Here is a 25,034-nt window from a genome sequence, read left to right as displayed (position 1 = left end):
TTTAGCTCATGAACATGCGGGCACGCTGCCGCTCGTGCCGCATTTGTGAAATTTCCAGGCCCGGGGCAACCGCCCCAAAGTCGTCCCAGCACAGCCGTGCTACATCCTGGACGGCGGCAGCAACGGCGTCGTGCGCGTTTCGGAGGACGCGCTGCCCGGCGTTCTGGCCGAGCGGAACCGCACGGACGGCGTTTTGCGTCAGGGAGGTGATGGCGGCGAAGAAGTAGGCGGCGAGCGCTTCCGGAAGGGGAACCCCCAGTGAACGCGCGACGACGGCGAATGCCAGGGGTTGATGCCCCGCCGCTGTGCCCTCCCGCACCTGGTTGCGGTACCCGGAAAGTTCGGCGGACGGAAACACCTCCGCCCCGATATCCAATAGCCGGCCACCCATCTTCAGCGAGGCCTCCCGGACTTCCCGGGCCAGGAGGCAGGCGGAGAGCCTGCCGTCCAAGTCCTCAAGGCCGGCGCCCTCGTACAGGAACCGAATGGCGAGCCCGTCGGAGTAGGTGAGCTGCTGGGCCAGGAAGGCATGGAGCCACATGCTGAAGGTATGGTGATCGCGCATTACCCCGCGTTCGATGTACCCCTCAAAGCCCAAAGAATGAGCGAATGCCCCTGTAGGCAAGGCGGAATCCGTGAGTTGCTGGAGGGCCAGCTGGTAGTCAGTGCGTGTGTTCGGCATGGCGGAATGGCACCGGCATCACCCGTTCCTGCCTCTGATATGGCACGCCCACATGCTTGAGGTAGTCCTCCACCGTGTGGTCATACTGGCACACCATGACGTCGGCTTGATATTCGGAGGCGGCATCGAAGAACTGTGCCTGCAGGTGCCTGTTGCCGAGGGAGTGCGCCACGACGCCCATTTCATGGATGGTCCCGGGGGCGATCACCAGGACGTCGGTGGGAAGCACGGAGACGACAATCAGGTTGGCCTCGTCTGCAGCGAGGATGTCGCCGTCGCGAAGGTGGCCGGAGCCGGAGGGGAGCCGGATTCCCAGCTCCTTGCCGTGGTCGGTGGTGACGCGTTGGATGCGTTTCACCAGCAACGAACCGGGAAGGACCACCCGCTCTTGGTGGCGGCCCGCGTAAGCGTCCCGGGGCAGCTCGTGGAGGTTGCCAAGGATTTCTTCAATGATCATGTGAGTCCTAGAAGAGGAAGTACCGCTGGGCCATGGGCAGCACGTCGGAGGGTTCGGAGGTGATTTCCTGGCCGTCAACGGTGACGGTATAGGTTTCGGGGTCGACGGCGATGTCCGGAGTTTCGCCGTTGAATTTCAGGTCCGCTTTGCTCAGCGTGCGGATACCGGATACGGGTTTGATGATCCGCTCGAGTCCCAGTTCTTCCGGAACACCGGCTTGGATCGCGGCTTTGGACAGGAACGTGATGGACGTCTGCCGAAGTGCTTTTCCATAGGCCGCGAACATGGGCCGCATGGTGCGCGGCTGGGGCGTGGGGATGGAAGCATTGGAGTCGCCCATGAGCGCATAGGCAATCTGGCCTCCCTTGATCACCAGTTCGGGCTTTACCCCGAAGAAAGCCGGATCCCACAGCACCAGGTCGGCAAACTTACCGGCTTCCACCGAGCCGACCACGTCCGCCATGCCCTGTGCGATGGCAGGGTTGATGGTGTATTTGGCAACGTACCTTTTGATCCGGAAGTTATCGTTGTCCGGGGATCCGTGGGCGGCGCCGGACGGGTCCCGCAGCACACCACGCTGCCTCTTCATGGCATCGGCTACTTGCCACGTACGGGTCACCACTTCGCCGACGCGTCCCATGGCCTGGGAATCGGACGAGGTGATGGAGAAGATGCCAAGATCGTGCAGGACATCCTCTGCGGCGATGGTTTCAGCACGGATGCGGGAGTCCGCGAACGCCACATCTTCCGGAATGTCAGGGTTGAGGTGATGGCACACCATCAGCATGTCCAGGTGCTCTTCCACCGTGTTCCGCGTGTACGGAAGAGTCGGGTTGGTGGAGGCTGGAAGCACGTTCGGCATCCCGGCGATCTTGATGATGTCCGGCGCATGCCCGCCGCCGGCGCCTTCGGTATGGAAGGTGTGGATGACCCGGCCATTGATCGCCCGGATGGTGTCCTCCACAAAGCCGCACTCATTGAGCGTGTCGGTGTGAATGGCAACCTGGACGTCGAATTCGTCGGCGACGCGCAGGGACATGTCAATCGAGGAGGTGGTTGAGCCCCAGTCTTCATGGACTTTCAGTCCGACGGCACCGGCGCGGATCTGCTCCGCGAGGGGCTCGACGGCGGATGCGTGGCCCTTGCCGAACAAGCCGATGTTGACGGGGAGGCCTTCAGCCGCTTGGAGCATGCGTGAGATGTGCCATGCCCCGGGCGTAACGGTAGTCGCCTTGGTGCCCTCGGCCGGGCCGGTTCCACCGCCCACCATAGTAGTGATGCCGTTGCAGAGTGCTGCGGGCACCTGTTCCGGAGAGATGAAGTGGATGTGGGTATCGATGCCTCCTGCAGTGAGGATCTTCCGTTCCCCGGCGATGATCTCCGTGCTTGATCCAATAACAATGTCCACGCCGCCGGTAATCTGCGGATTACCGGCCTTGCCGATTCTGAAGATGTGGCCGTCTTTAAGGGCCACATCAGCTTTGTAGATGCCGCTGTAGTCCACAACGACCACGTTGGTGATGACGGTGTCCGGGATGTCTTCCGAGCGGGTCAGCTGCCCGTTTTGGCCCATGCCGTCGCGGATCACCTTGCCGCCGCCGAAGACCACTTCTTCGCCGTAGGCCGTGAAGTCTTTCTCGATTTCCAGGAACAGCTCCGTGTCGGCCAAGCGGATCGCGTCGCCGGTGGTGGGGCCGTATAACTCTGCGTATTGCCGGCGAGGAATCTCGAAGCTCACTGGGCAGCCTCCCCGGTGACGTCGGCCGGTGCCGGAGTGCCGCCGTCGAGCCTTCCATTCACGGCGTTGCTGAGTCCGAAGACCTGCCGCGTGCCTGCAAGGAGGATCAACCGGACCGTCTTCCGGTCCCCCGGCTCGAACCGCGCGGCGGTGCCCGCCGGGATGTCGAGGCGACGGCCGTAGGCGGCCTCGCGATCGAACTCAAGGGCGCTGTTGGCTTCGGCGAAGTGATAGTGCGAGCCAACCTGGACCGGGCGGTCGCCGCGGTTCACGACGTCGACGGCGATCGACTCGCGTCCGCTGTTGCACACGACCACACCCTCCTGAAGCCGGTACTCTCCGGGAATCATGGCAGCCTCCTAACGGATGGGGTTGTGGACGGTGACGAGCTTGGTTCCGTCGGGGAACGTGGCCTCCACCTGGACGTCGTGGATCATCTCCGGCACGCCTTCCATCACGTCTTCGCGGCCGAGCAGGGTGGTTCCGTAGCTCATGAGTTCTGCCACGGTCCTGCCATCGCGTGCGCCCTCGACGAGTTCGTAGCTGATGATGGCGATTGCCTCCGGATAATTCAGCTTCAGCCCCCGGGCCTGCCTGCGCCGGGCGAGATCGGCGGCGACCACGATCATGAACTTTTCCTGCTCACGCGGTAAAAGATGCATGGGTTTCCTCTGGCTTCGGCATCATCCGGACGGGTTGATTGCCAGCCTAGGGAGCGGAGGTTTCAGCTGTATTTCCGGAATGTCTCAGGCGGGGGTCGGATGCTCAGCGGCGTCGGGGACCCAGGTCCCGGACAACGGCGTTGGTTCCCGAAAACCGTAGACAGGCTAATACATCTCTAATATATTAGTTGCGTACTTCAAGCTACCGCTTTGATCAGCTCGATGAGGAGTTACCAGCACATGCAGAAACTCGCACGCCGGCTTGAGCGCCTGGGCACTGAAACTGCTTTCAGCGTTGCGCAGGCAGCCGCCGCTTGGAAGGCGAAGGGCAACCTCGTTTACCCCTTCCACCTTGGCGACATCAACATCCCCACCGCCCCGCACATTATTGAGGCGATGAACAAGGCCATTGCCGATGGATACACCGGCTACTGCCCCGGCCCCGGCATCCCCCAGCTGCGCGAAGCGTTGGCCGAAGACATCGGATCCCGCCGCGGCATCGAATTTTCTCCCGAGAACGTGGTGGTCATGACCGGCGGCAAGCCCGTGATCACCAAGTTCCTCCAGGCCGTGATGAACCCGGGCGAGGAAGTCCTCTACCCCAACCCCGGTTTCCCGATCTACGAATCCCAGATCGAATACCTTGGCGGCACCGCCGTGCCTTACCGCTACGTGCCCACGTCCAAGGGTTTCGCGATCGACCTGGACCAGGTCCGGGCCTCGATCACCCCGAACACCACCGCGATCATCTACAACGATCTGCAGAACCCCATCTCGGCCGAGTCCACTGCGGCCGAACGCGAAGCAATCGCACAGATCGCGATCGAGCACGACCTGTGGGTCCTCTCCGACGAGGCCTACTTCGAAACCCGGTACGAAGGCGTCTCCTCCTCCGTCACCTCCATCCCGGGCATGGCCGAACGGACCGTGATCCTCTACACGTTCTCCAAGAAGTTCGCCATGACCGGTTCACGCCTGGGCTGTGCCGTGGCCCCGCGCGACATCGCGCAGGTTCTGTCCACCCTGAACACCAACGATGAATCCTGCACCACCCACTACGTGCAGTGGGCCGGCATCGAAGCGCTCCGCGGACCCCAGGAACCCGTCCAGGACATGCTGGACATCCTCAAGGGCCGCCGCGATGCTGCCTGCGGGATCGTCAACAGTATCCCCGGCATGAGCGTGGCTGTTCCGCAATCCACGTTCTACCTGTTCCCGGACGTCACCGAGGCCATGCAGAAACTCGGGTACACCGCCGTCGGCGACTTCGCCTCCGACGCCCTCTACAAAACCGGCGTGTCCTTCTGCACCCGTGAACACTTCGGCCGGCGCCTGCCCGGCGAAGACCGCCAATACATCCGCCTGGCCTACTCCGGCATCGAAACCCCCGCCATCGAAGAAGGCCTGGGCCGGCTGCTTGAATGGATCGAGAACGCATGAGCCGCGTCGTCGTCACGGGACGCATCCCCGAAACCGCCCTCGAGAACCTCCGCGCCAAGCACGACGTCATCGCCTGGGAAAGCGAAGGGTCCATCAGCCGCGAGGAACTCCTCCGCCGCGTGGCCGGAGCCGACGCGATCGTCAGCCTCCTCACCGAACGCGTCGATGCTGAACTGCTCGACGCCGCCGGGCCCCAACTGAAGGTCGTCTCCAACGTCGCCGTGGGCTACGACAACATCGACGTCCCGGCCTGCACAGAACGCGGCATCATCGCCACGAACACCCCCGGCGTGCTCACCGAAGCCACCGCGGACATCGCGTTCGGGCTCATCCTCATGGCCACCCGCAGGCTCGGCGAGGGCGAACGGCTCATCCGCGCCGGACAGCCCTGGAAATGGGGCATGTTCTTCCTCCTCGGCTCCAGCCTGCAAGGCAAAACCCTCGGCATCGTCGGCATGGGCGGCATCGGTATCGCCACCGCGCGCCGCGCCAAGGCCTTCGGCATGGACATCGTCTACCAATCCCGCAGCCAAATCGACCCCGCGATCGCCGTTGAACTCGGCGCCCGCCGTGTGGGACTCGACGAGCTCCTGGCGATCTCCGACGTCGTTTCCCTCCACTGCCCCTACGGGCCGAACACCCACCACCTGATCGGTGCCGAACAACTCGCTGCCATGAAGGACACCGCCTACCTGGTCAACACCGCCCGCGGACCCATCATCGACGAAGCCGCCCTCGCCCTGGCGCTGCGCGAAAACCAGATCGCCGGCGCCGGACTGGACGTCTTCGAACAAGAACCCAAGGTCCACCCCTGGCTCCTCGAGTTGGAAAACGTAGCCCTCGTCCCGCACCTTGGCTCCGCAACCGTCGAAACCCGCACCGCCATGGCGGTCCTCGCCGCAAGCAACACCCTCGCTGTCCTGGGCGGCGAACAACCACCAACACCCATCAACGGCTAACTCCGCCACCCACGACGGCGGACGCGCGCCCCACGGTCACGCGTCCGCCGTCGTTGGCGTATCCGCAGCGGTAACTATAGGTCTTGCGGCCGGTAACTATAGGTCTTGGAGGGCACAAGGGATAGTCTGGTAGAAATGCTCGGGAGTCTAGCGATCCTCGGGCAGCCGGCTAAGCAAAGGCCACAGGACATGGGCTTCGACCGCAACGAACCAGAGCAGAGTCGGGGGCTCCAGGAAGTACTGACAGCAGGACACATCAGTACTGAGTCGTTATGGCTCCACTACGTAAGCATCGGCGGGATGCTGGGGGTAGTGGAAGTCGAAGCCTACGTGAAGGGCTTGTTGTCCGTGCCGACCTTCCAGCGGGACGTCCTTGCGGCGGCCGCCAACGAACTATCGGATGGCCCCTTCGCGCTTCGCGCTCCCTTTGCCATCGATTTTGACCCGCCGGCTACGACTCCGGTTCTCCCCTGACCCCGCATCTTCACACGCAGAACATCACCCCGCAATGAGTCTGCAACATGGATGCGGGAGGCTGGCTCCATAGCCAAAGAAGCCAGCTGAGGGGAGCGACCATGGGCATCGCACATACAGACCTGTTCCAAGCATTGAAGACTCAAGCCAGTTTGGCCCAGGCCTTCGGCACGCTGCCGGGCAGCGATGAGGAACCGCATCCGCTGACCGAGGGCGAACACATCGAGGCCTGGCACAACGGCCGGCTCTACCACCGCGGAACCGTGGTCAAGACGATTTCCGGAACCGGGTTGTTCTGGCTCCAGGACGACGGCGGCAACCGGCGGCTCCTGGACGTGGAATCGCTGGACATCATCCGCGAGGGGCTGCCTCCCGCACCTGCGCCGGCTGCGGAACCTGCCGCCGTCGCAACGGTTACGCCGCTTTCGCTGTATCCGATCTTCCAGGACGGCACCCAAGCCATCGCCTGATGGGCCACAAAGAAACCCCCGGAACCGTGTGGTTCCGGGGGTTTCTGCGAGGGTGGGCCCTGTGGGGCTCGAACCCACGACCCACGGATTAAAAGTCCGATGCTCTACCAACTGAGCTAAAGGCCCTCCAGCTGTAGAAACAGCCATGAATACTGTACCTCACTGTTTGCGGGGCAGTAGAACGCAGGAACCCGCGTGCGGCTACGACCCCCTTTGGGCAGCTAACGACGGCGGAGCGCAGCCACAGCGGCGTGTCGGCCGGCCGACTGCGGCAAAGTGGGTCGTGACGGCACACCGTCTGAAGGCGTTCCGGCCGGGAGAACCGTTACTCGACCCCGTCAGGGCACAGGAGTACGGTGAACACATGAGCGAACAGCCAGGATCACGTGCGTACGGCGGAGCGAACCGGCACCACAAGCCGAAGCCCTTCGCCCCCATCGACTTTGAGCCGTTTGCGGGCGGCGCGGACCCGGCCAGGGTCTCCGAGGCTGCCCACCTGGCGGCCCAAGCACTGGTCCGCCGCGGCAGGGACAGCGATGATCCCACGGTCACCCGTCGCCTGGTGAAGCTCGCTGACGAACAAGGCCTGGACGCCATCGCCGAGATGTGGGCCGAGAGCCCTGCCCGCTCCCTGCCCGGTGCACTGTGGCGGCTCTACGCACTCCGCGCAGCCACCATCCAGAACCCGGAGCGGATCTCCGTCTACTTCCGCGCAGGCCGCGACACCGCCCAGGTCTCCAATGTGGTGGCAGGAGCCGCTGAGCCACCGGGCGCCGACGAGATGAAGACCATGGCGGACGCCATCCTCTCAGGAGCTTTCGACGGCGATTTCGACGTCGCGCTGGAACGTTCGGCGGCCTTCTGCCGGGTTGTGGCACTCGGCCAGGCGACACTCGCCGACGGCGCCGAACACGCCAACGAGGGCCACGCCAGCAAGCTCACGCGGAACTCGCACCAGCTGGTGAAAACTGCCGAAGACCTTGAGCATGCCGCGAACGCGTGGCGCCTGGGCGAGTTGGACTAACCCTCCGGACCCACCCAAACGCAGGCAACAGAAAGGCCGGAAGTTACCCACTTCCGGCCTTAACTGTCAATGTTGACTTAGCTTCCACGACGTAGAACACTGAAACTGGTGTCGAACCGCGAAACCCCCGGGCTTCAACTTATAGCCGCTTCGAGCGGCCTACCGCCGAGAGGCGTATCCGGTTCGGCACCATTTTTATGCCCTACTTCAGGGTGATGGTCGTTTCGGCCTGTTCCTTCTTGTCGTGGTCGAGCTTGCCGTCGGCACCCTGCGGCGTCAGCGTTGCCTTCACTTCAGCTTCCTTGCCTGCGGTGTAGGCGAAGTTTTCGGCGATGTTGAAGGACTCACCCGGGCCCAGCTTGAAGGGAGCCTCTTCCTTGAGCTTGGTTCCGCGGCTGGTGAGCCCGTGCTTTTCGAACTGGTCGCTGCTGGAGTCGGAGGGCATGCCGCCAAGGTACTTCCAGTCCGTGTACTTTGCGCTCGGCGAGACCAAGGAGTGGCTCAGCGGAATCTCAGCGGACGAAGTGTTGGTCACCACGTAGTTCAGGTACACCACGGGATCGCCCTTCTTGAGCAGGTTCTCCTTGGTTTCCTTGTCCACGAACATGCTGTCCTTGCTGGCAACGTCGGTAGCCACCTGGAAGATGTCCACGTTGAAGCTCTCGCCCTTGATGCTGCCCAGCTTCTGGCCGGCATCAGTGATGGGCAGGGCCCAGGAGGCAGCTTTGTATGCGCCGGAGGAGGTGCCGGCGTTCCCGGATTCGGATGCCGAGGAGGACGACGACGGCGAGGCTGATGAAGAAGCCGACGCAGAGGAGGACGGCGACGACTCGGAACCGGCCGCCGTCGTGCTTTCCTTGGAACCGCAGGCAGTCAGCGCGAGCAGGCCGGCGAGCGCAACACCGGTGAACTTCACTACATTGTTGATACGCACAATTCCCCCATTGAGTTGATTTATTGAATGGCGCCCTCAGCCTTTCATAAAAGTAAGTGGGCCTTCCATGGGGAGAACTTCCCACGTTCGCCTCGTCCTGCCGTCGACCGGCCTGCCGCTGCCGGTAAAGTTGTGACGGAAAGGGCAGCATCACGTCGAGCAGCCCACTCCCCATCCGCCCCGAACCGGAAGCGTCATGAAGCTGCGTCTTTTTCCCCAAGAGCCCGCCGGACTTGCCCTGCTCTCGCAAATGGCCGGCGTGATCGTGGCTGCCACCGGGACGCTGTCCGAAATCCTCGGCGCTCCGGCGAGCGAACATGAACGGCTCAGCGAGGAACTGCACGAGCACGAGTCGAAGTCCCTGGACCTGCACTTTGCCCTCCTGACACACATGCGCACGAGCTTCGTCAATCCGCTCCCCCGCGAAGACATGTACACCCTGTCCCGGTTCCTGAACGAGGCCATGGAAAAGCTGGATGCGGCAGGCGAACTGGTGGCCCTCTACAAACTGGACCGCTTGCCAAAGCGCGCGGCGGACCAGCTGGAGATCATCAGCCGCCAAGCCGAGCTCACCGTCGATGCCATGCGCAAGCTCGAGGACCTCGACGAGCTCGAGGACTACTGGATCGAGATACTGCGGCTCGCCAAACGCGCGGAGCGGACGCACCGCATATGGGTGGCGGAGATGCTGCAGGACATGAAGTCCGCACAGTACGCCCGGAACAGGGACATCGCCAACCAGTTGGTGGAAGTCACCAAGGACATGCGCCGGATCGCCACCCAGGTAGGCAGCATCATCGTCAAGGAATCCTGACGTGACCACTGCCGTCCTGGTCCTGGTGGTGGGGTTGGCCGCGGGATTCGCGTTCCTCAACGGTTTCCGCGATGTCTCCAACGCCGTCGCACTGTCCACGCGGACCCGCGCCCTGACGCCCTCTGTTGCCGTACTGCTGGCGGTCATCTTCAACTTTGTTGGTGCGATGCTGAGCGGCGGCTTCGTGCTCGCCTTCACGCAATCCTGGATCACGCTGCCGTCCGGAACGGGCGGGCTGACCATGCTTGCCTCCGCGCTGTCTGCTGCGATCCTGTGGGGCGTGTACTCGTGGTGGCGGGGCATACCGCTTTCCTCCACCAACTCCCTCATGGGCGGACTGATCGGGGCAGGCGGTGCAAGCGTCCTGGTGGGCGGAAACTTTGTGGACGGCGTGGATTCGGTCCTGCTGACCCAGGTGGTCCTGCCTTTGGTGGTCTCCCCGGTGGTGGCTTTCGTCGCCGCGTACCTGCTGGTCTGGCCCGTCACGTGGGCTGCGCGGTATGCCCAGCCGGACGTCATCAACCGGCGCTTCCGCCTGGCCCAGGCAGTGTCCTCGGCGGCGGTTGCGTTCGGTCACGGCCTGCAGGACGGCCAACGCACGACGGCGGTGCTCCTCCTGGCGCTGGTGGCGGCCGGACTGGAATCCGGGGGAAGCGTACCTTTCTGGATCCTCCTGCTCACCGCCGTCATGTTGACCGGGGGCACGCTTTTTGGGGGCTGGCGTATTTCGCACAACCTCGGGTACAGAATGATCCGGATCGATCCGTTACGCGGCTTCGTTGCCCAGACACTGACGTCGGTGATGCTGTTCGTGGGCGCGATCGGCCTGCAGTTCCCGCTCTCCACCACCCACACGTTGACGGCGTCGGCGCTGGGCGCGGGCACCAATCAACGGTTCCATGTGACCAACCGCCGGCTGGTCCGGAGGATTCTCATGTTCTGGGTGCTCACGCCCTTGGTGACCGCCGCCGTCGCCTTTGTCCTGGAGCTGGCGCTGTCCCCCCTCGCGACCCTGCCCAACTAGGTCGCATTTGTGCGCGTTTAGAGCGGTCAAAACGCGCACAAATGCGACCTAGTTGGGTGCGGGGGCGGGTACGGAAAAGACGACGGCGGCCGTACCCCCAAGGCGACGGCCGCCGTCGTGATCCGCCGGTCCCCTACGGAAACCGGAGCCTGGACAACCCTTATCCGAAGCGGCCGGACACGTAGTCCTCGGTGGCCTTCTGGGACGGGTTGTTGAAGATGGTGGTGGTGTCCGCGAACTCGATGAGCTTGCCCGGCTTGCCCGTACCGGCAATGTTGAAGAACGCCGTCTTGTCCGAAACGCGGGCGGCCTGCTGCATGTTGTGGGTCACGATCACCACGGTGTACTGGTCCTTGAGCTCGTTGATGAGGTCCTCCACGGCGAGGGTGGAGATCGGGTCCAGCGCGGAGCACGGTTCGTCCATCAGGATCACCTGCGGCTCCACCGCAATGGCGCGGGCAATGCACAGACGCTGCTGCTGGCCGCCGGAAAGGCCGGAACCGGGCTTGTCCAGGCGGTCCTTGACCTCGTTCCACAGGTTGGCGCCCACCAGGGACTTCTCCACGAGTGCGTCGGCTGCGCCCTTGGAGATCTTCTTGTTGTTCAGCTTCACGCCCGCCAGCACGTTGTCACGGATGGACATGGTGGGGAACGGGTTGGGGCGCTGGAAGACCATGCCAACCTGCGTGCGCACGGTCACGGGGTCCACGCCGGGGCCATAGAGGTTATCGCCGTCGAGCAGGACCTCACCCTCGACACGGGCGCCGGGAAGGACCTCGTGCATGCGGTTCAAGGTGCGGAGGAAGGTGGACTTGCCGCAGCCTGACGGGCCAATGAAGGCCGTGACGGACTTGGCTTCGATGTTGATGTTGACGTCCTCAACGGCCAGGAAGTTGCCGTAGTAGACATTCAAGTCTTTGACGTCGATGCGCTTGGACATGGTGTTCCTTTGTTCCTTGGGGGTCTGGAAGTTTTGGGGCGGGACGTGCCGTGGGCCCGGTCAGCGGCCTGTTTTCGGAGCGAAGAGACGGGCGATCAGGCGTGCTCCGAGGTTCAGGAGCATCACCAGGATGATCAGGACCAGGGCCGCACCCCACGCACGCTGGTCCGAGGGGCCGGGGTTGGACGGCGACGTCGGATTCAGGATCTGCGTGTAAATGAACGTGGGCAGGGAGGCCATCCAGCCGCCGAACACGTTGTTGTTGATGGTGGTAGCGAAACCGGCCGTCACCAGGATCGGCGCGGTTTCGCCGATGACCCGGGCGATTGCCAAGGTGACGCCCGAAGCAATACCGGAGATCGCCGTCGGAATAACAACCTTCAGGATGGTGCGCCATTTCCGGACACCGAGCGCGTAGGACGCCTCGCGAAGCTCGTTCGGGACAATCTTGAGCATTTCCTCGCTGGAGCGGACAACCACCGGAATCATCAGGACTGAAAGCGCGACGGCGGCCACCGCACCGGTCTTGGTGCCGGGGCCCACGACTGCGAAGAAGAACGCAGCCGCAAACAGGCCGGCCACGATGGACGGGATGCCGGTCATGACGTCCACGAAGAAGGTGATCGCCTTGGCCAATGGTCGGTCGGCACCGTACTCCACCAGGTAGATGGCGGTGAGGAGCCCGACGGGCACGGAAATGACGGTGGCCAGGAGCGTGATCTGTACGGTGCCCAGCAGTGCGTGGTAGATACCGCCGAAGACCGCGCCGCCTTCCTCGACTGCTTTGTTGTCGTAGGCGCCAGTGACCCCGTTCATTGACGTGCTCAGGAAGCCCGGCGTGACAAGCCCGGGGATGCCGTTCACCAGGACGGTCCAAATCACGGAAACCAGGGGCAGGAGCGCCACCAGGAAGGCCCCGACCACCAGGCAGGTGGCCAGCTTGTCCTTGGCTTTGCGGGCACCTTCAACAACACCGCTCCATGCCACCAGGCCGACGGTGAAGAGGATCGCGGAGACAAGCCCCCAGCCGAAGGCGTTGAAGCCGATCAAGGCCAGGATGGCCGCGCCAACGATCAGCGCGACGGCCAGGACTACGTAGGGCGCGAACTTCGGCAGTTGGCCCCTGGTGAGCGCGGAGCGCTTGCGGACTGCTGTGGCGGTCATTTAGTTGGCTCCCGAGAATTCTTTGTGCTTGGTGATGATCCAACGGGCGATCATGTTCACGCCAAGGGTGATGACGAACAGCACCAGGCCTGCGGCGATCAGCGTGTTGACCTTGAGGCCGCTTGCTTCCGGGAAGTTCAGGGCAATTTCGGCGGCGATGGTCTGGTTGCCGGACTGGATCAGGCTCGCAGTCAGGGCGCCGGAGGAGAGCACCAGAGCGACGGCCATGGTCTCGCCGAGCGCGCGGCCCAGGCCCAGCATGATGGCGCTGATGATGCCCGGACGGCCGAACGGGAAGACGGCCATGCGGATCATTTCCCAACGGGTCGCTCCCAGGGCCAGCGCGGCTTCCTCGTGCAGCTTGGGGGTCTGCAGGAAGATTTCGCGGGACAGGGACGTGATGATGGGAAGGACCATGACGGACAGGACGATGCCTGCGGTGAGGATGGTCTTGCCGGTAGCGGAGGCCGGGCCTTGGAAGATCGGGACCCAGCCCAGGTTGTTGGCCAGCCAGTCGTAGGCCGGGGAGATCTCCTTGGCGAGGAACGCCGCGCCCCACGCACCGTAAACAACGGAAGGGATGGCGGCAAGGAGGTCCACCACGTAGCCCAGGCCTGCGGCAAGCCGGCGGGGTGCGTAGTGCGAGATGAACAGTGCGACGCCGATTGCCACAGGCGTGGCGATGACGAGGGCGATCACGGCGGCAATGAGCGTACCCACCACGATCGGGGCGATGTAGGCAAAGAAGCCGTGCCCGCCTTGGATGTCCTCCGGAGGTGCGACCAGTGCCGGGATGGCCTGGACTACCAGGAACAGCGCGACTCCGAAGAGAACCGCGAGAATCAGGCACCCTGCGGCCAAGGCGGCCCCGGAGAAAACCTTGTCCCCGGCGCGTCCTGCGCCTTGGGAGGTTGTCAGGGAGTTGGTGGTCACTTCACGATCCTTAAGTCTGGAGTGAACTGGTCTTGCATGGCTAAGTTCCCTGCCCCGGAACGGTGGCTTCTGGCCACCGGCATCCGGGACAGGGAACTTCAGTGTTCAGCCGGTCCGGGCAAGCCCGCCGGGAAACCTTAGGCTTTGGCCTTGATGGTGTCGATGGCGGCCTTGGCCTTGTCCTGCAGCGCCTTGGAAAGCGGTGCGGACTTTGCGGCGTCAGCTGCGGTCTTCTGGCCCTCGTCGGAGACGACGTAGGTTTCGAAGGCCTTGACCAGGTCAGCCACGTCCTTGGTTTCATACGTGGTGCACACAACGTGGTAGGAGACGAGCACTACCGGGTAAGCGCCGGAAGCGGTGGTCTTGCGGTCCAGCTTGATGGCAACGTCGTTGGTGGCGCGGCCTTCAACGGGCTTGCCTGCTTCAACAGCCTTGGCAGCGGCCTCAGCGGAGATCTTGACGAACTCCTCGCCGACCTTGATGGATGCGGTGCCCAGCTTGCCGGAGACGGCGGAGTCATCAGCGTAGGTCACGGCACCGGGGGTGTCGGTGACGGTCTTGACGACGCCGGAGGTGCCCTTGGCGTTCTCGCCCTTCAGGGATGCGGGCCAAACGCCTGCAGCCTTATCCGTCCAAACCTCGGGAGCAGCAGCTGCCAGGTAGTCGGTGAAGTTGGAGGTGGTACCGGAGTCGTCAGAGCGGTTGACCGGGGTGACCTTGAGGTCCGGCAGGCTGACGCCTTCGTTGAGGGCGGCAATAGCGGGATCGTTCCAGTTGGTGATCTCGCCGCGGAAGATTTTGGCTACGGTGGTGGCGTCAAGCTTCAGTTCAGTGATGCCCGGAACGTTGAAAGCAACAGCGATCGGGGAGATGTACACCGGGATGTTGATTGCGCCATCGGGACCGCACTTGGCCTTGGAGGCTTCCAGCTCCTCATCCTTCAGGTAGGCGTCGGAACCGGCGAACTGGGCCGAACCGTCGACGATGGCCTTGCGGCCTGCACCGGAACCATCCGGAGAGTACTGAACCGTGGCGCCCTGGTTGGCGGCAGAGAAGCCGGCCTTCCATGCGTCCATGGCGGCGCCGGTGGAGGAGGCGCCGATGCCCGTGAGGGTGCCGGTGACCTTGGTACCGGATGCGGCGGACTGCGTGCCGGCGGAGGTGCCGGTTGCGTTGTCGGAACCACAAGCGGTGAGCGCGAGTGCGCCAGCTGCGATGACCGCGATGGCCGCGGTACGGCCGAAGTGAGTTGCCTTCACTTGTATGTGCCCCTTCCAGGGATTTCAGATGCTGCCGAACGGAGATTTCGGCGCGGGTGATCTGTGGACCTTTTGTGCCTTAACTGAAGGTATGGAGCGCAGGTAACGGGACCTGTGGCGGAATGTGAACGGAAAGTGAACGACGGCGGACCATTGGGTTATGTGGCGCGTGCCACCTTGAGGTTGGTGGCAGGTTTCCGCAAATAGACTGGAAGGCATGGCCGCCACGAAGGGACTCTCCGCAAGCAAGAGGTTTGTGCGTACCCGGCTGAGGACCGGCCTGGTGCGGAGCCGGAACTCACTGGTGCCCGCCATCCAGATGACCGTGTGCGCGGTGGGTGCTTACGCGTTTGCCGAATACGTCCTCGGCCACCAAGGCCCCCTGTTCGCCGCAACGTCATCCTTGATTGCGCTGGGGTTCTCCCGCGATCCACGCCTGCGTCGCGTGATCGAGGTCGGTTTGGGCTGCACGCTCGGCATCGTTGTAGGCGACCTCCTGCTCCACTGGCTGGGCGCCGGAATCTGGCAGGCCGCCGTCGTACTTCTTTTCTCCATCCTGCTGGCCAGGTTCCTGGACAGCGGCACCATCTTCACCACCCAGCTGGGCCTGCAGTCGCTCTTGGTGGTGCTGCTGCCGGCGCCGGCCGGCGGGCCGTTCACGCGCAGCCTGGACGCAGTGGTGGGCGGAGTGTTCGCGCTCCTGGTGACCGTCCTCATGCCGAAGGACCCACGCCGGGAGCCGCGGAAGGACATCCGGAAGATCTTGGACGAGCTCGCGGAAATCCTGCGCGACTGCGCGAAGGCGATGATCGACAGTGACTCCACCGCCGCGTGGCATGCGCTGATCCGCGGCCGCAACTGCCAGGCGCTGGTGGATCGTATGCGGCAGACGCTGCGGGCATCCGGGGAGGTGGCAACGCTCGCTCCCGCGCATCGACGGCACAGGGATGAACTGGCCGGGCTGGAGCATTCCCTGGAGTACATCGACCTCGCGCTGCGTAACAGCCGGGTCTTTGCCCGCAGGCTGACCAGCGCGATCAACCACGCGGCGCTCTCCGATGAGGCGATCGACAACATCGCCGAAGTCCTGCAGGAGACCGCCGCAGCAATCGATGAGTTGACCCTCGGTTTGGCGGAGCAGAACGACGGCGCCCGACGGGCCCACATGCGGCGTGCCCGCACCGAGCTGACCATGGTGGCCTCGCGCGTGCACCCGAAAATGCTCGATGTGCAGCGGTTGGAGGGGGAGGCCGTGGTGATGCTGTTCAGGCCGCTCCTGGTGGACCTGCTTGAAGCCAGCGGCCTGGATCCGGAAGAGGCGCGCTCGGTTTTGCCGCGGCTCTGACTTGGGCCTTGCGCGCCCGCTCCCAGCGAAGGCCCAAGTCCGCTGTGGATAATGGAGCGATGCTCCCTGCGTCATCAATGCGTTCCCCGGCGCGATTCCGGCCCGGCCCTCCCCTGCGGCCGCGCCAGCGTGTGCTGTTCCTTTGGGCCGGCGCCCTGTTCGTGGCCGGAGATGCCATCTTCTGGTTGATGTTTGCCGCTGTCCTGTCCTCCAGCGGGCTGGCAACCCTTGACGGAACAGTCCACACGTTGGTCGTGGATTCGCGCAGTCCCCAGGTAAACGGCTTCCTCGCGGCGGTTTCCGGACTGACTTCGCCAACGGTCACGTCGATCGCCGCGGGAGTGATTGCCGTGGTCTGGGCTGTATGGAAGCGGGAGCTGTGGCGTCCTGCCGTGCTGTTGGGGGCCATGCTTGTCTCAGTGGTGCTTGCCACCGTGGTCAAACTGGAAGTGACCCGCTCCCGGCCGCCTTCCACGGATTTCCTGCTTGGGCCCGACGACGCCCTGTCCTTCCCCTCCGGCCACACCCTCGGCGCCTCGGTACTGGCGTTCGTCCTCGCCTACCTGCTGTGCTCCCGTTCCTGGACGCGTACGACGGCGGTCCTGGCGTATGGTGCCGCCGCTGTCCTGACGCTGCTGGTCGCCTACAGCCGGCTCTACCTGGGATATCACTGGCTCACCGATGTTGTGGCTTCACTGGGAGTTGCACTTGGTGTCTTGGGCTTGGCGGTGTTCGTGGACGCCGCGAGGAACGGGCGGGGCGGGTAGGTTCTTGCGGCCGACGAGTAGGACCAAGTAGTGGGCCCCTGTGAGGCACCGATATAACGAGTACCGACTACTGGTGTAACCGGTTCCGCCGGACGGTTAACTGTTTCTTGGAAGGCCGGACAAGCCCCAAGCATCGCCGGAATTCCACTTCGCAACACCGCATCGGTGGTCTCCACAACCGGTGCTCCGGCCGCCGCAGGGCGGTCCGGCCCATGACGAAGCCGGCGGCGACAGAGTCTTCTGAGACCGAGACTCTCCCCCCAGCCGCCGCCGGCTTCAAGGCCGGCTGGCCGTCACTTCATCACTTTAATTGGGCTGGTTTTGGCCCGAACGCCCGTGCGCCAGCCCGGTCGGGAACCCGACGAACGCCGGCTCCGGAGCCGAGCAGCAACCTTGGGACTCTTGCTCTTCGGTCGCGGGGGTCGTGTTGGCGGGGACGTCGCAGCTGGCGCCGATATCGGCGGAGCAAACACCCGTTTCGGGCAGATCCAGATGGACAGTGTCGGCGGCTTCGTGGTCTCCGGCAAGGGCGGCCGCGACGGAGCGGACTTGCTCGTAGCCGGTGGCAAGCAGAAACGTCGGGGCCCGGCCGTACGACTTCATCCCGACAATGTAGAAGTCCTTTTCCGGATGGGCGAGAAGCTTCGCGCCGTGGGGTGGGACGGTCCCGCAGGAGTGGAATTCGGGGTCGATGAGGGGGCCGAGTTCGGTGGGTGCTTCAACGGCCGGGTCCAGGTTCAGGCGCAGTTCCCGCAGGATATCCAGATCGGGCCGGAAACCGGTGCACGGGACGATGACGTCGGCCTCGAGGGTGCGCCCGTCCACGGCCTCGACCGTGACACCCGTGTTGAGGGTTTTGATGGTGCTGATCCCGTACCCGGTATGCAGTTCGATGGTGCCTGCCTCGACAAGGCGGCGCAGCCGGGAGCCGAGCTGGCCGCGGGCCGGGAGCCCGTCGGCGTCACCGCCACCGTAAACCTTCTCAGCGCTCGCGCCGCGGACGGCCCAGAGGATCCGGGTGGCGGGCTCCGCTTTGGCCAGGTCGGCCAGGTTAATCAGGGTATTCGCCGCCGAGTGGCCGGCACCGACAACCAGCACGCGGCGGCCGGCGAATGCTTCGCGGTCCCGGCCGGTCACGTCGGGCAGGGGCGAGGAGATCCGCGCACCGGCTTGTTCTTCGCCGATGGCGGGCAGGCCGGACGTGCCCAGCGGGTTGCGCGTGGACCAGGTTCCGGAGGCGTCGATGACCGCGGCTAAGGTGTGGTCCCGGATCTCCCCGTTGCCGTGGTCGACGCGGACGGTGAATGCGGTGGTGTCCCGGTTCTTGCTGTGGGTTTTGTCCAGGCCCTGCCGGGTGACGGCAATGACCCGTGCGTTGGTGTGGAGGCGGGACGCGATCGGTTCCGTGGCGGCCAGCGGGGTGAGGTAGTTGTCTATGAGTTCGCCGCCGTAGGGCAGGGCGGTGGGGCGCGGGTGCTCCCAACCGGTTTGTTCGAGCAGCCGCACGGCTGCGGCGTCGGTGTTGAACCGCCACGGGGAGAACAGCCGGATGTGCCGCCAGTGCTCGTTCGCGGAGCCCGCGGTGGGGCCCGCTTCGAAGATGACCGGGTCCAGGCCCTGTTCGAGCAGGTGCGCCGCGGCGGCGAGCCCTACCGGGCCTGCACCGATCACGGCGATGGGAAGGGCGCTGGTGGCTGTATCCATGACTGTCCTCTGTTCTCTGTATCCGTTGGTGCGGTGGTTTCGGGGTGCCTGCCGGTCCGGCGGGGGCATCCAGTTCACCCCCTGATCGTGTGCTTAGGCGTGGGTGGGTTCTTCGACCAGGGCGGTGGCGATGCTGTCTGCGTCCTCCAGCGCGGCGAGGTAGCGTTCGGCGTCCAATGCTGCCGCGCATCCTGTGCCGGCGGCGGTGATGGCCTGCCGGTAGCGGTGGTCCACGGCGTCCCCGCAGGCGAAAACACCGGAGAGGTTGGTGAGCGTGGTGGGTGAGTCAACCTTGATGTAGCCCTCGTTGTCCAGCTCGACCTGTCCGGTAACCAGTTCGGTGCGGGGCAGGTGACCGATCGCGACGAAGATCCCGGTCGCGTCCTGGTGGCGGGTTTCCCCGGTGCGGGTGTCAGTCAAGGTGACACCGGTGACCTTGGTGTCGCCGTGGATGGCGGTGATGGCGGAATTGAAGGCGAAACTGATCTTGGGGTTGTCCTTGGCGCGCTGGGCCATAATCCGGGAGGCCCGGAGTTCGTCCTTGCGGACCACGACGGTGACGGACTTGGCGAAGCGGGTCAGGAACGTCGCTTCTTCCATGGCCGAGTCCCCGCCCCCGACGACGATGATGTCCTGGTCCTTGAAGAAGAACCCGTCGCAGGTGGCGCACCAGGACACCCCGTGACCGGACAGTTTCTTCTCTTCGGCCAGGCCGAGTTCCTTATAAGCCGAGCCAGTCGCGAGGATGACAGCCGGGGCCTCATGCGTCTCGCCGGCGCCCGTGACCACGCGCTTAAGGTGACCGGTGAGATCAACTTCGGTGACGTCGTCGAACACCACCTGCGCACCAAACTTCTCAGCCTGTTCCTGCAGACCGTCCATCAGTTCGGGGCCTTGGATCCCGCCTGGGAAGCCCGGGAAGTTCTCCACCTCGGTGGTGTTCATCAGCGCCCCGCCGGCGGTGACGGACCCGGCCAGGACCAAAGGCTTGAGGCCGGCGCCGGCGGCGTAAATGGCTGCGGTGTACCCGGCAGGGCCGGAGCCGATGATGATCAGTTGTTCGGTGCTCACGAAACTGCTCCTAAGAGAGAGACTGGAAGGGCCGGGTTATTTGGCGGCTGGGATCAGGGAAGCGATCAGGTCCTCGATGCGGCTCTTGATCTCGTCCCGGATCGGACGGACCGCCTCCACACCCTGCCCTGCCGGGTCTTCCAGGACCCAGTCCTCGTAGCGCTTGCCGGGGAAGTACGGGCATTCGTCCCCGCAGCCCATCGTGATCACAACGTCCGAGGCCTGCACGGCCTCGGTGGTCAGGACCTTCGGGATCTCGGCGGACATGTCGATGCCGAGTTCGGCCATGGCCTCGACGGCTGCGGGGTTGACCTTGTCCGCAGGCTGGGAACCGGCGGAGCGGACCTCGATCGCGCCGTGCGCCAGAGTGGTCAGGAACGCTGCGGCCATCTGGGACCGGCCGGCGTTGTGGACGCAGACGAACAGAACGGACGGCTTCTTGACGGTTTCGGTGCTCATAAGGAGTTCTCCTGGGTTTGGGTTGGGTGAGCTGTTCGGCTTGGCTATTCGGGGCCGCAACCCACACCCTCCAGATATTGATGTTCGTCGATGTAGGGAGTATTTCCCAAAACATTGATGATTGTCAATATTTAGATGAGGCGAGGTTTGGCCCCGGCGTTTGGGTGGTTGGCGTGGGTGTTCAGGCGGCGTGCAAACGTGGGGCGAGGTCGCTGATTCGGCGGGTGATGTCCTGGTAGGCGTGCTCGAAAGCGGCGGGGGTGCCGGACCGGACGGGGTCCGGAACGGACCAGTGAATATTGCTTGGCGGGGCGGCGAGCTCTTCGTGGGCACTGTCGCAAACGGTGATGATGAAGTCGCGCCCGTCGGCGACGTCATCCAGGTGCTGCGGAGCACGGTGGCCGAGGTCCAGCCCATGCCGGGCCGCGATCTCGATGGCCCCGGGAGCGATGCGTTCGGCGGGGTGGGTGCCCGCGGAAGCGGCCGGGATATCGCTGGCCTGCCGCCAGAGGGCGGTAGCCAGTTGGGAGCGGGCACTGTTGTGGGTGCACACGAACAACACCCGGCGCACGGCATGCCCGACACCGGGAGTGAGACCATCCAGGGAGCCAGGGGTGAGGCTGAGGTAGCTGCGGCGCTTGTCTGCTTCGGAGCGGTGCCGCCCGACCAGGCCTGCAACCTCGAGGGTGCGCAGGTGGTGGGAGAGCAGGTTGGAGGGGATGCGAAGCTCGGCCTGCAGTTCGCTGGGCGAGTAGTCACCCAAGGTGAGCAGATCCACGATCCGCAGCCGGGCAGCGTCGGCCAGGGCCGCATGCTTCGCTAGCCGAACGTCGAAGGTGGTTCGCTCAGTTTTCATTGGTTCAATCTTGACTGAGATAATTTTCCCGGTCAAGCTTGTGGCATGACTTCACAGCAGCCGCCATTGTGGCGCCGCGCCTTGGCCGAACTGATCGGCACCTGCCTGCTTGTCGCCGTCGTGGTCGGGTCCGGGATCGCCGCGCAGCAGTTGTCCCCGAACGACGTCGGCCTGCAGTTGCTGGAAAACAGCACCGCCACGGTGCTGGGGCTCACGGTGCTGATCCTGGTGTTCGGCCCCGTCAGCGGGGCGCACTTCAACCCGGTCGTTTCCGCGGCGGACTGGTTCCTGGGCCGGCGCCATGGCACCGGACTGAACCTGACCGAACTCGGCACCTACGCAGTGGCGCAAGTCGCTGGTGCGATCGGCGGCAGCGTCCTGGCCAACGTGATGTTCGACCTCGGGACCTCGACCTCAACCAAGGACCGCACCACGCCCGGGCACCTGGTCGCTGAAGCCGTCGCCACCGCCGGGCTCATCCTTCTCATCTTCTCCCTGGCCCGCACAAACCGCGGACTGCTGGCCGCCCCGGCGGTCGGGGCATACATCGGGGCCGCATACTGGTTCACGTCCTCGACCTCGTTCGCGAACCCAGCCGTGACCATCGGCCGGATTTTCACCGATACCTTCGCAGGCATCGCCCCGGTCTCCGTTCCCGGCTTCATCCTCGCCCAGATCACTGGCGCCGCACTGGGCCTGGGCCTACTACTGGCCCTGTTCCCCGCGGCTGGGAGTGCCGCGGACGACGTCGTCGTTCCGCACCCCGCCAAAGAGACGGCCTGACCGCAACTTGATATTGATGCTTGTCAATATTCGGGCATAATGGGGAGATGACTTCTCCGCTGACCCTCGAACCGGATACTACCGCCGACCGTGGCTGCTGCGCCCCCGATGCTGCTGCCCTCGATGCCGAGGAAGCCAAGCAGCGGGCCATGGTCTTCAAGGCCCTGGCCGACCCGAACCGGCTCCGGCTGCTCTCCATCGTCAAGGCCTCATCCACCGGCGAAGCGTGCGTATGCGACCTCCCCGGGCCGCTGGAACTGAGCCAACCTACCGTGTCCCACCACCTCAAAGTGCTGGTAGAGGCCGGGCTGCTGCACCGGGAGAAGCGCGGCACGTGGGCCTACTTCTCCCTCGTCCCCGGCGCCCTCGATGAGGTCGCCGCGACGCTCGCCACGCTGTGAGCCCCGCAGCGCCGATCAGGGCAATGCAGCCCGGGGACTGGCCCGCGGTGCGAAGGATCTACCAGGAAGGGATCGACGGCGGCCACGCCACGTTCGAATCCACCGCCCCCGACTGGGAGGCGTTCAACACCACGCGGCTCCCCGGCCACCGCCACGTCGCCGGCCTACCAGGCCGGGCCGCTCTGGGCTGGGCAGCCGTCACGCCGGTGTCATCCCGGACCGCATACGCCGGAGCGGTCGAACACTCCATCTACGTCAGCACGGACGCCCACGGTCAGGGCATCGGCGCCGCCCTGCTCCAGGCACTGATCGCCTCCACCGAGAGCGCAGGGATCTGGACTATTCAATCCAGCGTCTTCCCCGAAAACGAACCCAGCCTCAAACTCCACCAGACCCACGGCTTCACAGTAGTCGGACGCCGCAATCGCATCGCCCGCATGCCGCACGGTCCACTCGCCGGGCAATGGCGCGACACACTCCTCATCGAACGGCGTTCCGCACTGATCTGATGGCCTCGTAGCACTGCCGGCCGGGCCACGGCGAAGAGTCGCCTCGGATGCGTTCGATTAAGAAGCTATTTTGTCGGCCGCCTGCAGTACAGTTAATTCGAACATAAATTCGAATAAAAGGTGTGTTGTGGGCGTGATAGTTGGCCCCCGCGTGATAGATGCGGGACTGTCTCTGGTGAGGATCCTGGTGGCGCCGGTCGCGGTGGCCGCCGGTTATCCCTCGCCGGCGCAGGACTACTTTGAGGGCCGGATCGACCTCAACGAGCACCTGATCAAAGATGTGACCAGCACATTCATCGTCCGGGTCACCGGGCAGTCGATGGAGCAGGCCGGGATCAGTGACGGGGACGAGCTGATCGTCAACCGTGCCTTGGAACCGAAGGACGGCTCCGTGGTGATCGCGGTGCTTGACGGGGAATTGACCATCAAGCGGCTCCGGATCACTCCCACGGCCGTGCTTTTGCAGGCGGACAATCCCCGTTTTCCGGACATCGTGGTTCCGGCGCTGTCCGAACTCACCATCTGGGGCGTGGCCACGAGGTGCCTGCACCATGTCTAGGCCAGCACTAATGCGCCGGATGCAGGAAATCGCGCACGTGGACGTTAACTGCTTCTACGCTTCGGCCGAGCGCGCCTTCAACCCTTCCCTGGAAGGCAAACCGGTAATCGTGCTCTCCAACAATGACGGCTGCGCCGTCACCCGTTCCCCTGAAGCCAAGAAGCTGGGAATCGGCCTCGGCGAGCCGTGGTTCAAACTCCGGCCCCGCGCCAAGGAATGGGGTCTGGTGGCCCTCTCCAGCAACTACGAACTCTACGGCGACATCTCCGCCCGGGTCATGGAATTGCTGGGCCGCTACTCGGCCTGGTTGGAGGTCTACTCAATCGACGAAGCATTCCTGGGCGTCAAAGGCGAACCGGAGCAACTGCTGGAGTTGGGCCGGACCATTCGTACGGCCTGCCGGCGGCACGTCGGCGTGCCCGTCTGTGTCGGCATAGCCCCCACCAAGACCCTGGCCAAGCTGTGCAACAAATGGGCCAAGCACAATCCGGCCTTCCGCGGCGTATGCAGGTGGGAATCAGTACCCGCGGAACAGCGCGAGGCGCTGATGGGGCGGCTTTCCGTGATCGAAATTTGGGGAGTCGCCACCCGGCTCACCAAGCGCCTGAACGCGATGGGCATCTTTTCGATTCTGGATCTGGCCCGGGCGAACCCCGTGGCGATCCGGGACAGATTCTCCATCGTCATGATGCGCACCGTCCTGGAACTGCAAGGCACACCATGCATCCCCATGGAAGAGGAACGCGTCGGCAGGGACCAACTGATCTTCTCCCGTTCCTTCTCCACGCCGATCACCACGGCGGCAGGGTTGCGGCAGGTCATGAGCGTCTACGCCCAGATGGCCTCTGCACGCCTGGCCAAACACGACCTGCAGGCCAAGGTCCTGACCGCGTTCGCCGCTACGTCCCACTTCAACCCCAACGAGAAATCCTTCCCGTCGGTCTGCCTGACCCTGCCCGCACCAACCGCCGACCCCGTGCTGCTCACCAGGGCCGCCCATGCACTGCTCCCCCAGATCCACGAAAACGTGAAGTACGTGCGGGCGGGAATCATGGTCACCGACCTGCGTCCCACCGGGAACCAGAAGCCGCTGGAACTGTTCCAAAATCCCCACGAAGAACGCGGCATCGGGACCCTGCTCGAGGACGTCTCCAAACGCTATGGACGCGGAACAATCGGCCTCGGGCACGCAGGCATCCGCGGCGGACCCGACTGGACCATGAAACGCGACATGCTCTCCCCCAGATACACCACCCACTGGGACGAACTCCCCCTCGTCAAAGCCGCCTGACCCTGCTGACAAGTAGAAAGAAGCCCCCATGACCCTGGCTCCCGAACACCCGAACTGCACACTCCATGAGGTCGCTGTCCGGTTCAGCCCCGGCGGCACCCCGATGGCCATCCGCCATGACGGAGTGATCTGGATGGTGGACCCGGACATCCACGCCGACCACTGGTTTACGCAGGACTCCGCAGGTGACACCCCGCGCGAGCACTGGCAAGTCCAAGCCAAACTCCCCACGGCAGGGGCGGAACTGCGGACTTTCACACTTCGCCGGGAGCCGCTGGACGTCGCTTGGCGGCTCGAATCAATCAGCTGATGCCC

Annotated in this window: 29 protein-coding genes and 1 tRNA gene; 15 read left to right on the top strand and 15 right to left on the bottom strand. The window is 64.4% G+C overall.

What is annotated here, in order from left to right; all coding sequences use genetic code 11:
* Position 1 precedes the first annotated feature (1 nt).
* From AUR_RS11465 to AUR_RS11445, 5 genes are read right to left on the bottom strand one after another with little or no spacing between them, the layout of a single operon-like run.
* Positions 2 to 682, bottom strand: coding sequence for an urease accessory protein UreF (locus AUR_RS11465; RefSeq protein ID WP_062094625.1), 681 nt, complete (start codon positions 680 to 682; stop codon positions 2 to 4).
* On the bottom strand, positions 663 to 1,139 hold the full coding sequence (gene ureE / locus AUR_RS11460; RefSeq protein WP_021471305.1) for an urease accessory protein UreE: 477 nt from the start codon (positions 1,137 to 1,139) through the stop codon (positions 663 to 665). The genes AUR_RS11465 and ureE overlap by 20 nt, the downstream gene beginning before the upstream one ends.
* Before the next feature lie 7 nt (positions 1,140 to 1,146).
* Positions 1,147 to 2,877: an urease subunit alpha gene (ureC, locus tag AUR_RS11455; RefSeq protein ID WP_062094623.1), complete on the bottom strand. Its 1,731-nt coding sequence runs from the start codon at positions 2,875 to 2,877 to the stop codon at positions 1,147 to 1,149.
* Positions 2,874 to 3,227 carry an urease subunit beta gene (locus AUR_RS11450; protein ID WP_062094620.1) on the bottom strand — a complete coding sequence of 118 codons (354 nt, stop codon included), beginning with the start codon at positions 3,225 to 3,227 and terminating at the stop codon, positions 2,874 to 2,876. The genes ureC and AUR_RS11450 overlap by 4 nt, the downstream gene beginning before the upstream one ends.
* Positions 3,228 to 3,236: 9 nt before the next feature.
* The gene (locus AUR_RS11445) at positions 3,237 to 3,539 is read right to left on the bottom strand and encodes an urease subunit gamma (protein WP_031216174.1); all 303 of its coding nucleotides are present in this window, start codon (positions 3,537 to 3,539) and stop codon (positions 3,237 to 3,239) included.
* Positions 3,540 to 3,779: 240 nt separating this feature from the next.
* On the opposite strand from AUR_RS11445, the gene AUR_RS11440 reads away from it, so the two are divergent.
* From AUR_RS11440 to AUR_RS11425, 4 genes are all read left to right on the top strand, one after another.
* Positions 3,780 to 4,979 (top strand): pyridoxal phosphate-dependent aminotransferase, encoded by a 1,200-nt coding sequence (locus tag AUR_RS11440; RefSeq protein WP_062094617.1) that lies wholly within the window; start codon positions 3,780 to 3,782, stop codon positions 4,977 to 4,979.
* The gene (locus AUR_RS11435) at positions 4,976 to 5,938 is read left to right on the top strand and encodes a 2-hydroxyacid dehydrogenase (protein WP_062094614.1); all 963 of its coding nucleotides are present in this window, start codon (positions 4,976 to 4,978) and stop codon (positions 5,936 to 5,938) included. Before AUR_RS11440 ends, AUR_RS11435 begins: the two co-directional genes overlap by 4 nt.
* A 189-nt stretch (positions 5,939 to 6,127) precedes the next feature.
* Positions 6,128 to 6,412 (top strand): hypothetical protein, encoded by a 285-nt coding sequence (locus AUR_RS11430; RefSeq protein ID WP_062098934.1) that lies wholly within the window; start codon positions 6,128 to 6,130, stop codon positions 6,410 to 6,412.
* A 101-nt stretch (positions 6,413 to 6,513) separates the two neighbouring features.
* The gene (locus AUR_RS11425) at positions 6,514 to 6,882 is read left to right on the top strand and encodes a hypothetical protein (protein ID WP_062094611.1); all 369 of its coding nucleotides are present in this window, start codon (positions 6,514 to 6,516) and stop codon (positions 6,880 to 6,882) included.
* Between the two features lie 53 nt (positions 6,883 to 6,935).
* Here the strand turns inward: AUR_RS11425 and AUR_RS11420 are convergent.
* Positions 6,936 to 7,008, bottom strand: a tRNA-Lys gene (locus AUR_RS11420).
* 238 nt (positions 7,009 to 7,246) lie between these two features.
* On the opposite strand from AUR_RS11420, the gene AUR_RS11415 reads away from it, so the two are divergent.
* Positions 7,247 to 7,906 (top strand): hypothetical protein, encoded by a 660-nt coding sequence (locus AUR_RS11415; protein ID WP_021471313.1) that lies wholly within the window; start codon positions 7,247 to 7,249, stop codon positions 7,904 to 7,906.
* Between the two features lie 202 nt (positions 7,907 to 8,108).
* Here AUR_RS11415 and AUR_RS11410 read toward each other — a convergent pair whose 3' ends face one another.
* The gene (locus AUR_RS11410) at positions 8,109 to 8,840 is read right to left on the bottom strand and encodes a hypothetical protein (protein WP_062094601.1); all 732 of its coding nucleotides are present in this window, start codon (positions 8,838 to 8,840) and stop codon (positions 8,109 to 8,111) included.
* Between the two features lie 196 nt (positions 8,841 to 9,036).
* Between AUR_RS11410 and AUR_RS11405 the strand changes: the two genes are divergently transcribed.
* Complete coding sequence (locus AUR_RS11405) at positions 9,037 to 9,654, top strand: DUF47 domain-containing protein (RefSeq protein ID WP_021471315.1); 618 nt, start codon at positions 9,037 to 9,039, stop codon at positions 9,652 to 9,654.
* Position 9,655: 1 nt separating this feature from the next.
* Entirely contained in the window at positions 9,656 to 10,678 is a 1,023-nt protein-coding gene (locus AUR_RS11400; protein ID WP_128397150.1) for an inorganic phosphate transporter, read from the top strand.
* Positions 10,679 to 10,838: 160 nt separating this feature from the next.
* On the opposite strand, the gene pstB is transcribed toward AUR_RS11400, so the two are convergent.
* The 4 genes from pstB to pstS all read right to left on the bottom strand — a co-directional run bounded on the left by pstB (position 10,839) and on the right by pstS (position 14,974).
* On the bottom strand, positions 10,839 to 11,618 hold the full coding sequence (gene pstB, locus AUR_RS11395; protein ID WP_021471317.1) for a phosphate ABC transporter ATP-binding protein PstB: 780 nt from the start codon (positions 11,616 to 11,618) through the stop codon (positions 10,839 to 10,841).
* A gap of 60 nt (positions 11,619 to 11,678) precedes the next feature.
* A complete protein-coding gene (pstA, locus tag AUR_RS11390; protein WP_021471318.1) occupies positions 11,679 to 12,782 on the bottom strand; it encodes a phosphate ABC transporter permease PstA in 1,104 nt (367 codons plus the stop codon).
* Positions 12,783 to 13,715: a phosphate ABC transporter permease subunit PstC gene (pstC, locus tag AUR_RS11385; RefSeq protein WP_021471319.1), complete on the bottom strand. Its 933-nt coding sequence runs from the start codon at positions 13,713 to 13,715 to the stop codon at positions 12,783 to 12,785.
* A 137-nt stretch (positions 13,716 to 13,852) separates the two neighbouring features.
* Complete coding sequence (gene pstS, locus AUR_RS11380) at positions 13,853 to 14,974, bottom strand: phosphate ABC transporter substrate-binding protein PstS (protein ID WP_062094596.1); 1,122 nt, start codon at positions 14,972 to 14,974, stop codon at positions 13,853 to 13,855.
* A 217-nt stretch (positions 14,975 to 15,191) separates the two neighbouring features.
* Here pstS and AUR_RS11375 point away from each other — a divergent pair, with 217 nt between their 5' ends.
* Together AUR_RS11375 and AUR_RS11370 are read left to right on the top strand one after the other, a co-directional pair.
* Positions 15,192 to 16,319, top strand: coding sequence for an FUSC family protein (locus tag AUR_RS11375; protein ID WP_021471321.1), 1,128 nt, complete (start codon positions 15,192 to 15,194; stop codon positions 16,317 to 16,319).
* 59 nt (positions 16,320 to 16,378) lie between these two features.
* Complete coding sequence (locus AUR_RS11370) at positions 16,379 to 17,086, top strand: phosphatase PAP2 family protein (protein WP_031216176.1); 708 nt, start codon at positions 16,379 to 16,381, stop codon at positions 17,084 to 17,086.
* 306 nt (positions 17,087 to 17,392) lie between these two features.
* Here AUR_RS11370 and AUR_RS11365 read toward each other — a convergent pair whose 3' ends face one another.
* The 4 genes from AUR_RS11365 to AUR_RS11350 form a co-directional block, all read right to left on the bottom strand.
* Positions 17,393 to 18,790 carry an FAD-dependent oxidoreductase gene (locus tag AUR_RS11365; protein ID WP_062094594.1) on the bottom strand — a complete coding sequence of 466 codons (1,398 nt, stop codon included), beginning with the start codon at positions 18,788 to 18,790 and terminating at the stop codon, positions 17,393 to 17,395.
* A 93-nt stretch (positions 18,791 to 18,883) separates the two neighbouring features.
* On the bottom strand, positions 18,884 to 19,861 hold the full coding sequence (gene trxB, locus AUR_RS11360; protein WP_062094593.1) for a thioredoxin-disulfide reductase: 978 nt from the start codon (positions 19,859 to 19,861) through the stop codon (positions 18,884 to 18,886).
* A 36-nt stretch (positions 19,862 to 19,897) separates the two neighbouring features.
* On the bottom strand, positions 19,898 to 20,320 hold the full coding sequence (locus AUR_RS11355; protein WP_021471325.1) for an arsenate reductase ArsC: 423 nt from the start codon (positions 20,318 to 20,320) through the stop codon (positions 19,898 to 19,900).
* A 181-nt stretch (positions 20,321 to 20,501) separates the two neighbouring features.
* Positions 20,502 to 21,176 (bottom strand): arsenate reductase/protein-tyrosine-phosphatase family protein, encoded by a 675-nt coding sequence (locus AUR_RS11350; protein ID WP_062094585.1) that lies wholly within the window; start codon positions 21,174 to 21,176, stop codon positions 20,502 to 20,504.
* A gap of 45 nt (positions 21,177 to 21,221) precedes the next feature.
* Between AUR_RS11350 and AUR_RS11345 the strand changes: the two genes are divergently transcribed.
* The 6 genes from AUR_RS11345 (at position 21,222) to AUR_RS11320 (ending at position 25,029) form a co-directional block, all read left to right on the top strand.
* On the top strand, positions 21,222 to 21,959 hold the full coding sequence (locus tag AUR_RS11345) for an aquaporin (RefSeq protein ID WP_062094583.1): 738 nt from the start codon (positions 21,222 to 21,224) through the stop codon (positions 21,957 to 21,959).
* A 47-nt stretch (positions 21,960 to 22,006) separates the two neighbouring features.
* Complete coding sequence (locus AUR_RS11340; RefSeq protein ID WP_062094581.1) at positions 22,007 to 22,360, top strand: ArsR/SmtB family transcription factor; 354 nt, start codon at positions 22,007 to 22,009, stop codon at positions 22,358 to 22,360.
* Positions 22,361 to 22,383: 23 nt separating this feature from the next.
* A complete protein-coding gene (locus AUR_RS11335) occupies positions 22,384 to 22,869 on the top strand; it encodes a GNAT family N-acetyltransferase (protein ID WP_062098932.1) in 486 nt (161 codons plus the stop codon).
* A gap of 127 nt (positions 22,870 to 22,996) precedes the next feature.
* Positions 22,997 to 23,428: a LexA family protein gene (locus tag AUR_RS11330; protein ID WP_062094580.1), complete on the top strand. Its 432-nt coding sequence runs from the start codon at positions 22,997 to 22,999 to the stop codon at positions 23,426 to 23,428.
* On the top strand, positions 23,421 to 24,719 hold the full coding sequence (locus AUR_RS11325; RefSeq protein WP_179015151.1) for a Y-family DNA polymerase: 1,299 nt from the start codon (positions 23,421 to 23,423) through the stop codon (positions 24,717 to 24,719). The genes AUR_RS11330 and AUR_RS11325 overlap by 8 nt, the downstream gene beginning before the upstream one ends.
* Before the next feature lie 28 nt (positions 24,720 to 24,747).
* The gene (locus AUR_RS11320; protein WP_021471332.1) at positions 24,748 to 25,029 is read left to right on the top strand and encodes a hypothetical protein; all 282 of its coding nucleotides are present in this window, start codon (positions 24,748 to 24,750) and stop codon (positions 25,027 to 25,029) included.
* Positions 25,030 to 25,034 lie beyond the last annotated feature (5 nt).

The sequence above is a fragment of the Paenarthrobacter ureafaciens genome (assembly GCF_004028095.1).
Taxonomy (GTDB): Bacteria; Actinomycetota; Actinomycetes; order Actinomycetales; family Micrococcaceae; genus Arthrobacter; species Arthrobacter ureafaciens.
Note: the sequence above shows the minus strand (reverse complement) of the source record. Positions and strands in the feature narration are given on the sequence as shown.

Coding starts and splice junctions, on each gene's coding strand:
- AUR_RS11465 (WP_062094625.1), bottom strand. CDS start 682: ATGCCGAACACACGCACTGACTACCAGCTGGCCCTCCAGCAACTCACG.
- ureE (WP_021471305.1), bottom strand. CDS start 1,139: ATGATCATTGAAGAAATCCTTGGCAACCTCCACGAGCTGCCCCGGGAC.
- AUR_RS11450 (WP_062094620.1), bottom strand. CDS start 3,227: ATGATTCCCGGAGAGTACCGGCTTCAGGAGGGTGTGGTCGTGTGCAAC.
- AUR_RS11445 (WP_031216174.1), bottom strand. CDS start 3,539: ATGCATCTTTTACCGCGTGAGCAGGAAAAGTTCATGATCGTGGTCGCC.
- AUR_RS11440 (WP_062094617.1), top strand. CDS start 3,780: ATGCAGAAACTCGCACGCCGGCTTGAGCGCCTGGGCACTGAAACTGCT.
- AUR_RS11435 (WP_062094614.1), top strand. CDS start 4,976: ATGAGCCGCGTCGTCGTCACGGGACGCATCCCCGAAACCGCCCTCGAG.
- AUR_RS11430 (WP_062098934.1), top strand. CDS start 6,128: ATGGGCTTCGACCGCAACGAACCAGAGCAGAGTCGGGGGCTCCAGGAA.
- AUR_RS11425 (WP_062094611.1), top strand. CDS start 6,514: ATGGGCATCGCACATACAGACCTGTTCCAAGCATTGAAGACTCAAGCC.
- AUR_RS11415 (WP_021471313.1), top strand. CDS start 7,247: ATGAGCGAACAGCCAGGATCACGTGCGTACGGCGGAGCGAACCGGCAC.
- AUR_RS11405 (WP_021471315.1), top strand. CDS start 9,037: ATGAAGCTGCGTCTTTTTCCCCAAGAGCCCGCCGGACTTGCCCTGCTC.
- pstB (WP_021471317.1), bottom strand. CDS start 11,618: ATGTCCAAGCGCATCGACGTCAAAGACTTGAATGTCTACTACGGCAAC.
- pstA (WP_021471318.1), bottom strand. CDS start 12,782: ATGACCGCCACAGCAGTCCGCAAGCGCTCCGCGCTCACCAGGGGCCAA.
- AUR_RS11375 (WP_021471321.1), top strand. CDS start 15,192: ATGGCCGCCACGAAGGGACTCTCCGCAAGCAAGAGGTTTGTGCGTACC.
- AUR_RS11370 (WP_031216176.1), top strand. CDS start 16,379: ATGCTCCCTGCGTCATCAATGCGTTCCCCGGCGCGATTCCGGCCCGGC.
- AUR_RS11365 (WP_062094594.1), bottom strand. CDS start 18,790: ATGGATACAGCCACCAGCGCCCTTCCCATCGCCGTGATCGGTGCAGGC.
- AUR_RS11355 (WP_021471325.1), bottom strand. CDS start 20,320: ATGAGCACCGAAACCGTCAAGAAGCCGTCCGTTCTGTTCGTCTGCGTC.
- AUR_RS11350 (WP_062094585.1), bottom strand. CDS start 21,176: ATGAAAACTGAGCGAACCACCTTCGACGTTCGGCTAGCGAAGCATGCG.
- AUR_RS11345 (WP_062094583.1), top strand. CDS start 21,222: ATGACTTCACAGCAGCCGCCATTGTGGCGCCGCGCCTTGGCCGAACTG.
- AUR_RS11340 (WP_062094581.1), top strand. CDS start 22,007: ATGACTTCTCCGCTGACCCTCGAACCGGATACTACCGCCGACCGTGGC.
- AUR_RS11335 (WP_062098932.1), top strand. CDS start 22,384: ATGCAGCCCGGGGACTGGCCCGCGGTGCGAAGGATCTACCAGGAAGGG.
- AUR_RS11325 (WP_179015151.1), top strand. CDS start 23,421: ATGTCTAGGCCAGCACTAATGCGCCGGATGCAGGAAATCGCGCACGTG.
- AUR_RS11320 (WP_021471332.1), top strand. CDS start 24,748: ATGACCCTGGCTCCCGAACACCCGAACTGCACACTCCATGAGGTCGCT.